This window comes from Teichococcus wenyumeiae (assembly GCF_003696345.1).
Classification (GTDB): domain Bacteria; phylum Pseudomonadota; class Alphaproteobacteria; order Acetobacterales; family Acetobacteraceae; genus Pseudoroseomonas; species Pseudoroseomonas wenyumeiae.
Genome location: NZ_RFLX01000022.1, coordinates 1 through 12,428, shown reverse-complemented (window position 1 = coordinate 12,428; position 12,428 = coordinate 1). Strand labels below are relative to the sequence as shown.

The 12,428-nt window shown below is 65.5% G+C and carries 11 protein-coding genes and 5 pseudogenes; 10 read left to right on the top strand and 6 right to left on the bottom strand.

Going from position 1 to position 12,428, the window contains the following annotated elements; translation table 11 throughout:
* Positions 1–22: 22 nt before the first annotated feature.
* Genes EBE87_RS21060 through EBE87_RS21035 form a run of 6 tightly spaced genes read left to right on the top strand, consistent with a single transcriptional unit; the run spans position 23 to position 6,125 of the window.
* On the top strand, positions 23–1,144 hold the full coding sequence (locus EBE87_RS21060; protein ID WP_120638279.1) for a glycosyltransferase family 4 protein: 1,122 nt from the start codon (positions 23–25) through the stop codon (positions 1,142–1,144).
* Complete coding sequence (locus EBE87_RS21055) at positions 1,141–2,253, top strand: CgeB family protein (protein ID WP_120638278.1); 1,113 nt, start codon at positions 1,141–1,143, stop codon at positions 2,251–2,253. The genes EBE87_RS21060 and EBE87_RS21055 overlap by 4 nt, the downstream gene beginning before the upstream one ends.
* Positions 2,250–3,344, top strand: a complete 1,095-nt coding sequence (locus tag EBE87_RS21050) for a CgeB family protein (RefSeq protein WP_120638277.1) — start codon at positions 2,250–2,252, stop codon at positions 3,342–3,344. The genes EBE87_RS21055 and EBE87_RS21050 overlap by 4 nt, the downstream gene beginning before the upstream one ends.
* The gene (locus EBE87_RS21045; protein WP_120638276.1) at positions 3,341–4,492 is read left to right on the top strand and encodes a CgeB family protein; all 1,152 of its coding nucleotides are present in this window, start codon (positions 3,341–3,343) and stop codon (positions 4,490–4,492) included. Before EBE87_RS21050 ends, EBE87_RS21045 begins: the two co-directional genes overlap by 4 nt.
* Positions 4,489–5,505 carry a UDP-glucuronic acid decarboxylase family protein gene (locus EBE87_RS21040; RefSeq protein WP_120638275.1) on the top strand — a complete coding sequence of 339 codons (1,017 nt, stop codon included), beginning with the start codon at positions 4,489–4,491 and terminating at the stop codon, positions 5,503–5,505. The genes EBE87_RS21045 and EBE87_RS21040 overlap by 4 nt, the downstream gene beginning before the upstream one ends.
* A gap of 56 nt (positions 5,506–5,561) precedes the next feature.
* Complete coding sequence (locus EBE87_RS21035) at positions 5,562–6,125, top strand: NUDIX domain-containing protein (protein ID WP_120638274.1); 564 nt, start codon at positions 5,562–5,564, stop codon at positions 6,123–6,125.
* Here the strand turns inward: EBE87_RS21035 and EBE87_RS21030 are convergent.
* Positions 6,122–6,880: pseudogene (locus EBE87_RS21030) on the bottom strand (IS5 family transposase). The gene EBE87_RS21035 and the pseudogene EBE87_RS21030 overlap by 4 nt on opposite strands.
* Positions 6,881–7,011: 131 nt before the next feature.
* On the opposite strand from EBE87_RS21030, the pseudogene EBE87_RS21025 reads away from it, so the two are divergent.
* Positions 7,012–8,322, top strand: a pseudogene (locus tag EBE87_RS21025) (IS701 family transposase).
* 53 nt (positions 8,323–8,375) lie between these two features.
* Here EBE87_RS21025 and EBE87_RS21020 read toward each other — a convergent pair.
* Positions 8,376–9,119: pseudogene (locus EBE87_RS21020) on the bottom strand (IS5 family transposase).
* A gap of 146 nt (positions 9,120–9,265) precedes the next feature.
* On the opposite strand from EBE87_RS21020, the gene EBE87_RS28735 reads away from it, so the two are divergent.
* From EBE87_RS28735 to EBE87_RS29440, 3 genes and pseudogenes are all read left to right on the top strand, one after another.
* On the top strand, positions 9,266–9,466 hold the full coding sequence (locus EBE87_RS28735) for a hypothetical protein (protein WP_147426251.1): 201 nt from the start codon (positions 9,266–9,268) through the stop codon (positions 9,464–9,466).
* A gap of 15 nt (positions 9,467–9,481) precedes the next feature.
* Positions 9,482–9,646, top strand: a pseudogene (locus EBE87_RS30490) (helix-turn-helix domain-containing protein); the annotation flags it as partial.
* A gap of 92 nt (positions 9,647–9,738) precedes the next feature.
* Positions 9,739–9,984 carry a hypothetical protein gene (locus tag EBE87_RS29440; RefSeq protein WP_147426252.1) on the top strand — a complete coding sequence of 82 codons (246 nt, stop codon included), beginning with the start codon at positions 9,739–9,741 and terminating at the stop codon, positions 9,982–9,984.
* Here the strand turns inward: EBE87_RS29440 and EBE87_RS21010 are convergent.
* The 4 genes and pseudogenes from EBE87_RS21010 to EBE87_RS29840 all read right to left on the bottom strand — a co-directional run.
* Positions 9,888–10,430, bottom strand: a pseudogene (locus EBE87_RS21010) (transposase); the annotation flags it as partial. The gene EBE87_RS29440 and the pseudogene EBE87_RS21010 overlap by 97 nt on opposite strands.
* 125 nt (positions 10,431–10,555) lie before the next feature.
* The gene (locus EBE87_RS21005; protein ID WP_120641020.1) at positions 10,556–11,278 is read right to left on the bottom strand and encodes a hypothetical protein; all 723 of its coding nucleotides are present in this window, start codon (positions 11,276–11,278) and stop codon (positions 10,556–10,558) included.
* Positions 11,275–11,940, bottom strand: coding sequence for a ParA family protein (locus EBE87_RS21000; protein ID WP_120641022.1), 666 nt, complete (start codon positions 11,938–11,940; stop codon positions 11,275–11,277). The genes EBE87_RS21005 and EBE87_RS21000 overlap by 4 nt, the downstream gene beginning before the upstream one ends.
* A 96-nt stretch (positions 11,941–12,036) precedes the next feature.
* A complete protein-coding gene (locus tag EBE87_RS29840) occupies positions 12,037–12,207 on the bottom strand; it encodes a transposase (RefSeq protein ID WP_408887751.1) in 171 nt (56 codons plus the stop codon).
* Between the last annotated feature and the right edge of the window lie 221 nt (positions 12,208–12,428).

Sequence of the window (12,428 nt, the reverse complement as noted above, 5' to 3'; positions counted from 1 at the left end):
CGCAGCGGCCGGGGACAGCCGCATGCCGGCGCCCCTGACCGCCGCTCCGCCTCGCATCCTGCTGACCACGGATGCGGTGGGCGGTGTCTGGACCCATGCGCTGGACCTGACACGCGGCCTGGCGGCGCGGGGGCTGTCCATCACCCTGGCGGTGCTGGGCCCCCGCCCCCCCCCCGCGCAGGCCGCGGCGGCCGAGGCCATTCCCGGCGCCCGCCTCTGCCTGACCGACCTGCCGCTGGACTGGACCGGCGCGGATGCCGCCACGCTGCTGGAAGCCGGCCGCGCCCTGGCCGCGCTGGCGGCCGAGGAACAGGCGGAGCTGGTGCATCTGAACAGCCCGGCCCTGGCCGCGGGCGGTGCCTTCGCGGTGCCGCTGCTGATCGGCTGCCATTCCTGCGTGGCCAGCTGGTGGGCGGTGATGCGCGGCACGTCCCTGCCCCCGGACCTCGACTGGCAGCGCGACATGGTGGCCCAGGGCTACCGCGCCGCCGATGCGCTGGTGGCCCCCAGCGCCGCCTTCGCCGCCACGACGGCGCAGCTCTACGGGCTGACGCAGCCGCCGCGCGTCGTCCATAACGGCCGCCGGGCCGAGCCGGCGCCGCCCCCCACGCAGCGCCAGGGCATCCTGGCCGCCGGACGGCTGTGGGACGAAGCCAAGAACATCGCCCTGCTGGACCGTATCGCGCCTGCCCTCGACCAGCCCATCCAGGTCGCAGGCCCGCTGGCGGCGCCCGGCGGCGGCACGATCGGCCTGCCCAACCTGCGGCACCTGGGCTTGCTCAGCGCCGGTGAGATGGCCCAGGCCTTCGCCCAGGCCGGCATCTTCGTCTCGCCCGCCCGCTACGAGCCTTTCGGGCTGACGGTGCTGGAGGCAGCCCAGGCTGGCTGCGCGCTGCTGCTGGCCGATATCCCCTCCTTCCGCGAGATCTGGGGCGAGGCCGCCGATTACGCCGTGCCGGAGGACGAGGGCGGCTTCCTGCACGGGTTGCGCCGCCTTTCCGCCGATCCTGCCCTGCGCGCCCGGCGCGGCGCCGAGGCTCAGGCGCGTGCCGCCCGTTACTCCGAGGCCGCCATGGCGGAGGGCATGCTCGCGCTCTACCGCGACATGCTGCCGCATCGCATCCGACTGGAGGCCGCCGCGTGAAGCTGGTGTATTTTACGCATTCCCTTGAATCCTGCTGGAACCATGGCAACGCGCATTTCCTGCGCGGCGTGCTGCGGGAATTCGTCGCGCGCGGCGACGAGGTGCTGGCCATGGAACCCACCGGCGCCTGGAGCCTGCAGAACCTGCTGGCCGACCATGGCCCGGCCGGGTTGCAGGCCTATCGCAGCGCCTATCCGGAACTGGTCTCTCGCCGCTTCGACCATTTCCCGCAATGCGAGGCGGCGGTGGCCGATGCCGACCTCGTCATCGTGCATGAATGGAACGAGCCTGCGCTTGTCGCGGCGCTAGGCCGGCTGCGCCGGAATGGCGGCCGCTTCACCTTGCTGTTCCACGACACCCATCACCGCGCCGTCTCGGACCCGGAAGCGATCCGCGCCTTCGACCTCGACGGCTATGACGGCGTCCTGGCCTTTGGCGAAACCCTCTCGGAAGTCTACCGCCGCTGGGGCTGGGGCAACCGTGTCTGGACCTGGCACGAAGCCGCCGATACCCGCCACTTCCATCCGCCCGCCGTCGAAGGCCGGCGCGAAGGGCTGGTCTGGATCGGCAACTGGGGCGATGGCGAGCGCAGCACGGAAATCGAATCCATGCTGCTGCGCCCGGCGCGCGAGGCCGGCCTGCCGCTGACCATCCATGGCGTGCGCTACCCGGACGAGGCCTTGCAGACATTGCGGCGTCATGGCGTGACATTCCGCGGCTGGCTGCCCAATGCCAGCGCGCCGGAGGTTTTCGCGCGGCATCTGGCGACCGTGCATGTGCCACGCCGCTTCTATGTCACGACCCTGCCCGGCATTCCGACCATCCGCGTCTTCGAGGCGCTGGCCTGCGGCATTCCGCTGGTCTCGGCGCCCTGGCAAGACAGCGAGACTCTCTTCCGCCCCGGCCAGGATTTTCTGGTCGGCCGCGACACGGCGGAAATGACGGCGCATCTGCGCGCCCTGCAACACGATCCGGACCTGCGCGCCGCCCTGGTGGCCAGCGGGCTGGAGAGCATCCGCGCCCGCCACAGTTGCGCGCACCGGATGCAGGAACTCTTGTCCATTCTGGCCGAGATCCGGCCCCAGACGCTGGTGGAGACCGCCGCATGAAGATCGCCTTTTACGGCTCCAGCCTTCTCTCCTCCTACTGGAACGGAGCGGCCACCTATTACCGCGGGCTGCTGCGCGACCTCGCCGGCCGCGGCTACGACATCACCTTCTACGAGCCCGATGCCTTTGACCGTCAGAAGCACCGCGACATCGAGCCGCCGGAATGGGCGCGCGTGGTGGTCTATGACGCCAATGACACGGCGCTGCGCGATGTGATCGCCCGCGCGGCGGATGCGGATGTCGTGGTCAAGGCCAGCGGCGTTGGCGTTTACGACGAAGAATTGCTGGAAGGTGTGATGCGCGCTGCCAGGCCCGATGCCATCCGCATCTTCTGGGATGTCGATGCCCCGGCGACGCTGGCGGAGATCGGCATGTCACCCGACCATGTTTTGCGGCGTGTGCTGCCGCAGCTCGACTTCGTGCTGACCTATGGCGGCGGCCAGCCGGTGATCGATGCCTATACCGGCTTCGGCGCCCGCCGTTGCGTGCCGGTCTACAACGCGCTTGATTCTTCCACGCATCATCCGGTGCCGCGCGAGAAGCGCTTCGCCTCCGACCTCTCCTTTCTCGGCAACCGCCTGCCGGATCGCGAGGCGCGCGTCGAGACCTTCTTCCTTGATGCTGCAACCCGGCTGCCCGGCCGCGATTTCCTCATCGGTGGGAATGGTTGGGAGAGCAAGGCGATGCCGCCGAATGTGCGCCACCTCGGCCATGTCTATACGCGGGACCACAATGCCTTCAATTGCTCTCCGCTCGCGGTGCTGAACATCGCCCGCGACAGCATGGCCAGCACCGGCTTCTCCCCCGCCACACGCGTCTTCGAGGCCTGCGGCGCCGGCGCCTGCCTGATCACCGACGCCTGGGTCGGGCTGGAGATGTTCCTGAAGGAAGGCGAGGAAGTACTGGTGGCCCGCGATGGCCAGGATGTGGCCGACCAGCTCGCCGCACTGACGCCCATGCGCGCCCGCGCCATCGGCGAGGCAGGACGCCAGCGCATCCTGGCCGGCCATACCTATTCCATCCGTGGTGCCGAGGTGGATAGCCTGCTGCGGCGGCAGAAGGCCATCCTGCGCGACGGCGTCGCGGCATGAGGGAGAAGCCGCTCGACATCGTCGTTCTGGGCCTCAGCCTCTCCTCCTCCTGGGGCAATGGGCATGCGACGACGTTCCGGGCGCTGCTGCGATCCCTGGCGGCCCGTGGCCACCGCATCCTGTTCCTGGAGCGCGACGTGCCCTGGTATGCCGCGCATCGCGACATGCCGGCGCCGGGCTTCTGCCGCCTGGAGCTTTACCCGGATCTGCCGACGCTGCAGGACCGCTGGGCCGGGGCGGTGGAGAGCGCCGATGCGGTGATCGTCGGTTCCTACGTGCCGCAGGGCGTGGCGGTGGGCGAATGGGTGCAGCGCACCGCACGCGGCGCCACCGCATTCTATGACATCGATACCCCGGTGACGCTCGCCAAGCTGCGGCAGGGCGACACGGAATACCTCTCGCCGGAGCTGATCCCCGGCTACGATGCCTATCTCTCCTTCACCGGCGGGCCAACGCTGGAGCTGCTGATGCAGCACTATGGTTCACCGGCGGCGCGTCCTCTCTACTGCTCGGTGGATGCCGAGGCCTATCGCCCGCAGGATGTGCCGAAGCGCTGGGATCTTTCCTATCTCGGCACCTATAGTCCGGACCGCCAGCCGGTGCTGGAACGCCTGCTGCTGGAGCCGGCCCGCCGCGCGCCGGACCTGCGCTTCGTGGTCGCCGGGCCGCAATACCCAGCCGATATCGCCTGGCCGGCGAATGTGGAGCGGCTGGACCATGTTCCGCCCGCGGAGCATCCCGCCTTCTACAGCGCCAGCCGCTACACGCTGAATGTCACCCGCGCCGATATGGTGGCGGCTGGCTATAGTCCCAGCGTGCGGCTCTTCGAAGCCGCTGCCTGCGGCGCCCCGGTGATTTCCGATATCTGGGACGGCATCGAGACCGTGCTGCGCCCAGAGGAAGAAATCGTCCTGGCCGCCGATACCGAGGCGGTTCTCTCCGTTCTGCGGGATCCTGACTCAGGAAGACAGGAACGCATCGCTCAGGCCGCGCGAAAGCGCATCCTGAGCGAACATACCGCCGAGCATCGCGCCGCCGAGTTGGAGGCGCACCTGCGTGAGGCTCTGCATCGTAAGGCTCCTGCCCGGGCGCTCGCCTGGGCCCAGCCCTTCCCCGCCGTCACAGCAACGCAAAGGGAGCTTCCATGAAGCAGGCTAAGACAAAGCAGGTTCTCGTGGCCGGTGGCGCGGGCTTTCTGGGGTCGCATCTCTGCGAGGCACTTCTGGCGGAGGGCGCCAAGGTCTGGTGCCTCGACAACCTCCAGACCGGCCAGCGCCGGACCTTGCGTAAGCTGGAGCAGGATCCGAATTTCACCTTCATCGAAGGCGATGTTATCGACCCGCTCCCGGCCCGTGCGCTGCCGCGGCACCTGGACCAGATCTATAACCTGGCCTGCGCCGCCTCACCGCCGCAGTACCAGGCCGATCCCGAGCACACCATGCTGACCAGCGTGCTCGGCACCCGGAACCTGTTGCGCCTGGCCGAGAAACATGGCGCCCGTTTCCTTCTGACCTCCACGAGCGAGGTCTATGGCGACCCGGAGGCGCATCCGCAGACGGAAAGCTACCGCGGCAATGTCAATTGCACAGGCCCCCGCGCCTGTTACGACGAAGGCAAGCGCGCCGCCGAGGCCCTTGCCTTCGATTTTCAGCGTGCTGGCCGTGCCGAGGTACGCGTGGCCCGCATCTTCAATACCTATGGCCCGCGTATGCGGGCCGATGACGGCCGTGTTGTCTCCAATGTCATCACCCAGGCCTTGGAGGGTCTCGATATCACCGTCTATGGCGAGGGCAGCCAGACCCGCTCATTCTGTTATGTCAGTGACCTGATCGATGGGCTGATGCGGCTGATGCAGTACGAGGGCCCGCAGCCAGGCCCGGTGAATATTGGCAATCCGGTGGAACTGACGGTCTCGGACTTGGTACAGCAGGTGCTGGCCATGACCGGCTCCCGCTCGGCCGTTGTGAACATGCCTCTGCCGGAGGACGATCCGCAGCGGCGGCGCCCGGACATCGCCAAGGCCGAGCAATTGCTCGGTTGGGCGCCCAGAACACCGCTGACAGACGGACTACGCGCCACTGTGGCTTGGTTCGCCGCGCTGCAGGCGGAGCCGGAGCCGGCCCGCTCGACTCTGAACGAAACACGCCTCTCCGCAGGTTGAGGCTTGCTCCCCTTCCGGTCGCCTGCTTCCCTGCGCGGCCGGAAAGGGAGCGGAACTTGGCCGAGATCGTATCCACTGAAGTAACGCACAACCGCTGGTCAAAGCTGACGGTGGCCACGATCCGTCTACCGGATGGGCAATTGACCAAGCGAGACATTGAAGATCATGGCGAGGCCGCAGTAGTGCTGCCTTACGATCCTGCCCGCCGCATGGCGACGCTGGTGCGCCAGTTCCGCACCCCCCCTTTTCATGTTTCCGGAGACGGCATGATGCTGGAGCCGGCTGCCGGCCGGTTGGATGAAGCCGATCCTGAAGCCTGCGCCCGCCGCGAGGCACTGGAAGAAACAGGCCTCCGGCTGACGCAGTTGGAACCCGTTGCCTGCGTCTGGACCATGCCCGCGCTGTCGACAGAACGCGCCTGGATGTATCTGGCTCCCTATGCCGAGGCAGACCGTGTCGCGGCAGGCGGCGGCCTCGCTGAAGAGCATGAAGAGATTGAGGTGCTGGAGCTGCCTTTGGCGGAACTGGCCGCCATGGCCGATGCAGGTACGCTCACGGAGCTCAAGCTGCTTCTGTTGGTGCAGACACTCCGGCTACGTAAGCCTGAGCTCTTCCCTTAAGAGATTCCGTTCCGCCTTTGGCCGCCAGGCTCGGGACTCATTGATGAGAAGAGGGCGGTGGCTGCGAGGCAGTTGGCGGGCCTGAAGGTGTAGGCGCAGCGGCCATAGCGCATGGCGATGCGGCGGTCCGAGGCAGTGCCTCGAACCCTTGAGCCTGCCGAACGTGTTCGCGATGCGGTGCCGCTGGCGGTAGGGCTTCCTGTCATGCGGGATGCGCCGTGCGGCCACGGCGTGACGGCATGCAGGGTTCGATGCCGCGGGCGGTCAGGGCCCGACGGAAGCGGTCGCTGTCATGGCCTTTGTCGCCGATCAGGATGCGGGCGGACGACAGGGCGTCGCGCATCAGGGCTGCGCCCTCGTGGTCGCTCATCTGACCTTCGGAGAGCAACATGACAAGGAGGACGACCCTGCCTATCCGGGACCACGTGCGGCTTGGAGTTCAGGCCGCCCCTGGTGCGCCCGCTACGGCGGGGATCAGCCCCTTCTCGAGCAGGCTGGCCGCCGTGCGGCGGGCCTGGATCTGCGTGGCGTCGATCATCAGCCGCTCCGGCTGCCCCTTGCGCCGGGCCAGCCCCGCGAAGATGCCCATGCGGCTCCAGCGGATGAAGCGGTTGCAGAGGGTCTTGTGCGGCCCGTATTCGGATGATGCCGCTAACAACGCGTCGGTCGTCCACCCGCGGCGCGCCATACGAGAGCGGGAAGGAGCGCGGGATCCGCTCGATCTGCGCCTTCGCCAGCCAGAACAGGTCAGCCATGGCAGCGCCTCCGGCCACCATGGCATGACAGCGCAAGAGGATCGTTAATAGTCCTGAGCCTAACACTACTTGGGCACTTTGAGGCTGGGTGACGGTTAGCTCCCTGCTGAACGATGCCGCGGGAGGCGAGGATGGCGACCGTTCATGGTGGTGGCGCTGAGCTGGATCGCTGGCTGGTGCCGTTCCTGGAGGTGCTCGGCCGCAGAACGCGCCGGACCTGAACGCCGCTCTATCTGCGAGGCTTGCTCGGCTCTGGTGAGCGCAAGAGCCTGCAGCCGATGGTAGCTCGTCTGGGCCTGGGCGGCCACGATCAGCTGCAGCATTTCATCGCCAGCCCAGCCTGGGATGATGGCCCTCTGTGGTCTGTGCTGGCGCCCGAGGCGGATCGGCTGGTTGGCGGTTCAGCAGCCTGGCTGGTGATCGACGACACGGCACTGCCCAAGACGGGCGCCATGTCCGTCGGCGGAGCACCCCAGTACTGCGGCCAGCTTGGTAAAAAGGCCAACTGCCAGTCGCTGGTGTCGCTCACCCTGGCCCAAGGCGAGGTGCCGGTTCCGGTGGGCTTGCGGCTGTTCCTGCCCAAAGAGTGGACTGATGATCCGGGGCGCTGCGCCCGGGCAGGTGTGCCCGAGGCAGCGATGGCGCCGCAGAGCAAGGGCAAGATCGCGCTGGAGGAGATCGACCGGCTGTGTGCCGCGGGTGCGCGGTTCGGCACCGTGCTGGCAGATACTGGCTACGGCGCCAGTGCCGCGTTCCGCCAGGGCCTCGATGCGCGGGGGCTGCTCTGGGCCGTCGGCATTCCGCACAACCAGAAGGTCTACAGCGCCGCCGTGCAACTGGTGGCGCCACAGGGACGTGGACGCAAGCCCGTGCCTGACGAGGAACCATTGGAGGCGGAGAAGGTGCTGGCTGGTCTGTCCTGGCGCCGCATCATCTGGCGGCAGGGCACCAGGGGTGCGCTGGCCGCCAAGTTCGCCGCAGCGCGTATCCGAGTAGGTGATGGCGCCATGTGGGCCAACAACCGGCACCTGCCGGGTGACGAGGTCTGGCTGGTGGGCGAATGGCGCACGAGCGGCGAGCGAAAGTACTATCTCAGCAATCTCGATCCCGGCGCGTCGCTGCGCGCCCTGGCCGCGGCCATCAAGGCACGCTGGATCTGTGAACAGGCGCACCAGCAGCTCAAGCAAGAACTCGGCCTTGGGCACTTCGAGGGCCGGTCCTGGACCGGCCTACACCGGCATGCGCTGATGGCCTGCATCGCCTGCGCCTACCTGCAGCACCTCCGCCTCGCCGAGCATCGCCGGATGAGCCGGGGAAAAAATGCCGACCCGAATGCCGGGTCCGCCACCCTCACCAAGTCTGCCCACCGTCCGGCTTGCCATCCTCGACCGGCTGCTCGCCCACCTCGCGACACCTCTCCAATGCCCGCACCGTCGACGTAGGTTCCTGCCACCACCCACTAAACCGCCCAAGTAGTGTTAGGCTGCCGCTTCAATCAGGTGAGCCGGAAGCAACTGGTTGCGACGAGTGCGATGGCAGACAGGAAGTTCCTGGCGAGACGGTCATAGCGGGTGGCGATGCGACGCAGTCTTTCATGCGTCCGAACATGCGCTCGATGAGGTTTCGGCCGCGGTAGGCGCGGCGGTTCAGCGGATGGAGTCTACGGCAGGCGCGGGTGGATGGAATGACCGCCTCCAGGGGCTTGCGGAGGTGATCGGCATCAAAGGCTTTGGCGGCGAGTATGCGACGTGCCGGCGCGATGCCATCGAGCAGGTGGGCGGCGGCACTGATATCGACGATATTGCCGGGCTTCAGGACGAAGGCAAGCGGTCGGCCTTCAGCATTGGCCACAGCGTGGATCTTGCTGGTCCGCCCCCCATGTGACTGGCCGATCGCCTGCGCGGCTTCGCCCCCTTTTTAGCGCCTGCCGCTGAGCGGTGCGGCTTTACATGCCTGCTGTTGATCGAGATCTCATCCGGGATGTTCACGGCTGCCGCCAGGCGTTTGAAGATGCGCTTCCACATGCCTTAGGCGTTCCAGCGGTTGTAGCGGTTATAGATGGTGGTGGCTGGATCGTACTCGGGCGGGCAGTCGCGCCACCGGCAGCCCGAGCGTAGGACGTGCAGGATACCGCTGATCACCCGCCGATCGTCTACCCGATGTGCGCAGGGCGGCCTTTGGGCAGGTGCGGCTCGATCACCGCCCAGGCCTCGTCGCTCAACCACTCTGATCCGCTCATGCCGTTTCCTCTGAAGAAGCACAGAGAATCGGAAGACCTCCGCCAAATCAACATCTGATCAGGTTCTCAGCCTAGTGGACCGAGTTAGAAATTTATTTGCGGCCTGGGGCAGATTGGGATGAGGCTGACATGCCTGGAGGCGTGTCATGTCTCATGGTTCCAAAGCTGTTTTGCTGGAACTGACCGGCGCTGAGCAGGCCGAGTTGCGGCGCTTACTGCGCCGCTGTGGGATTGGCCAGGCAGTGGCGCAGCGCATCCCGATGGCGCTCGCCTGCGCCGAACCCGATGCGACCAATCTAGGTGTGTCCAGGATGCTGGGTGTCAGTCGAAAGACAGTAGCGGCCTAGCGCGGCCGTTTCTCCGAGCAGCGGCTGGAGGGGCTGGTGGACGCACCCCGCTCTGGCGCACCGCGCAGCATCGGTGACAAGACGGTCGAGCGTCTGGTTGCCCTGATGCTCGAGGAGGCGCCTAGCAACGCCACGCATTGGAGCACGCGCACGATGGAGCGCCAGGCTGGCATGAGCTAGACCGCTGTATCGCGCATCTGGTGTGCCTTCGGCTTGCGACCACACCGTCAGACACATTCAAACTGTCCTCCGATCCTACTTTCGTGGAGAAGATGCGCGATGTAGCTAGGCTCTATCTGGCAACACGTGACCGTGCGCTGGTGCTGTGCGTGGTCGAGAAGCCGCAGATTCAGGCAGCACAGGACAAGGCGCCAGCATTCCTGATGCAGCCGGGCCAAGCCGAGCGGCCGACATCCGCTCACCGCTGCCAAAGCACGCTCGACTTATTCGCAGCTCTTGATGGTACGGGCTTGCATGCGCGTCCTTGTGACGGCACCAGTTATACTGCGGCGCTGTAGACCTTCTGGTTGCGCGGAGTACCGACTGCCCAGAGCAGCCCCCGCGGATCGAGGCCCTGGCGGAACGCTGCACTCGCGCCATAGCCCGCATCTGCCAGCACGGTGCCGCCCCGCACACCCGCGGCACACAACTGGTCGATTTCTTCCAGCGCGATCTCGCCTTGCTCTGCGGCACCATCGCTGCCTCGGGCACACCTGCCCGGGCACAGCGTCCCGGATCATCAGTCCACTCCTTGGGCAGGAACAGCCGCAGTCCCACCGGAAGAGGCACCTCACCCAGCAGCCCAGGCGAGCCGCCATAGGCTGCAGGCTCTTGCGCTCACCAGGGCCCAGCAAGCCCCGCAGATAGAGCGGCGCCCGGGTCCGACGCACTTGCGGGCGAGTACATACAGGAACGGCACCAGCCAGTGATCCAGGTCAGCGCCGCCACCATGAACGGTCGCCATCCTCGCCTCCTGCTCTATCAGTCAGGAGAAAGAAACCGTCACCCGACCCGAAATGCCAAGTAGCGTTAGAACGCCGCAGTGGCATCCACAGCGGCATACCACATGTAAGATCACCTGCGGCTCGGCTATTCGCGGTCAGTGCTAAACAAATGATCAATCTGCTGCAAGCGTGTTTCGATCTTTGCTAAATCTGTTTTAAGCGTATTGCGCCGCTCCATAAGCCGGCGACGTTCATCTCGTAGAGCAGCCCGGTTGATCCTCCCTTTTGGCAGAACCTTGTCGGCCAAAGGACGAGTTTCACGCCTGAGAACCATTATCTCACGTCGTGTTACATCTGCGCGGATAAGCCCGCGTTGCTTTGCTGTCTGAAGCTGGGCGTCGGATAACAGTGTAATTTGATAAGCGGTGCCATAGCTCCCTGGGCATTGCTCTCGCGGCAAACGGCCTGAATCAACGGCTCGCGCAATCTGCCGGAGCTGCGTGGCCGTGGCCTCAGAGAAGGGAAAAAGGCGCGCACTACTTTGGCGCAGGCGCTGCCACTCAGCACGTGTCAGGTTCTCTTCCAAGCTTAGGAGAGCTCGGCCGATAGCAAGAAAACTATCCCGCGCGTCGGTCCATTCCTTTTGGACCTCTGCTCGGACTTGCAAGATGCGGGAGACCTTGGCTCGATCCTCCATTAGGCTCGTGCCGGTAAAGACTTCGCGAATAGTGGCTAGGGCTTCCTCTTCCACTTCGCCCAACTGCCGCATCGTGGTAGCGCGGGGATCAGGAACCGCTGTGACATTATTCTCCGGCACTTCTGCAAGTAAGAAGTTGCGAAGGGCATTTTTCGATCGCCTGCCGCTCACAGCCCAATCTCCCGTCTGACAAAGGCCCAGATTTCCTCGAAGGGTGCGATTCCACGGCTCTTTGAGTAATCCAGCAGTGTCAGTCCTTTGACTGCCGGAACATGAATATCTTCCAGCTGTGGGATCTCTGTGGGGCAGACTGGCCCCGCCTTGATCAACATGCCTCGCATGCGTGCAAAGGAAGATGTTCGGCGATTAGCGCGGTTCAGAACCACGACAGCTCGGAAGCCCTTGTCTGTTAACGTACGGATCCATGGCCCTACGGCTTCTACATCATCCTGTGTACAGACGGCAGGCACAAGAACAAGATGGGATGCCCGAGCTAGACCGTCGATTGCTGGAAGATGGTCCTCGACAGAGGGAGGCGTATCCATGATAGCCAATTCATACCCTTGCGCCTGACGTAGGCTGCTCCGCCAGTCCTGCAGAACTAACGGCTGGACTGGCACTTCAGCAAAGTCTGGGAAGGCTTTTCGCGTCTGTGCCCGGCGCGCGCTCCACTTCGTTAAGGTTTGCTGGCGATCAAAGTCCAGCCCGACACTGCGCAGTCCTGCCTGTGCAGCGCTAACGAGCAGATGGCGCGCTAAGACTGATTTACCGGAGCCTCCTTTTGGCGAGGAAATCAGGATAGTCCGCTGAACTGCTCCGCGGCTTCTACTCATGCTCGCCTTCTCCCTCAGCACTTGCTGAGGCTTTAATAGCTTGGCTGTCAGTATGTCTATCCCCGCAGAATGGATGAATTAGACATGTCTAATCCGCTAGGCCGCCGCCAGGCGTTCGAAGATGCGCTTCCAAATGCCTTGGGCGCTCCAGCGGCTGTAGCGGTTACAGATAGTGGTCGCTGGACCGTACTCGGGCGGGCAGTCGCGCCACCGGCAGCCCGAGCGTAGGACGTGCAGGATACCGCTGATCACCCGCCGATCATTCACCCGATGTACGCAGGGCGGCCTTTTGGCAGGTGCGGCTCGATCACCGCCCAGGCCTCGTTGCTCAACCACTCTGATCCGCTCATGCCGTCTCCTCTGAAGACGCACAGCGAATCAGAAGACCTCCGCCAAATCAACCATCTGGACACTTCGAAAAACCTCGCGGCTGAGGCGCGAAGCTGATTCACTGCCGCTGGTCAGCGGAGGCAGTGGCGATGGCAGAT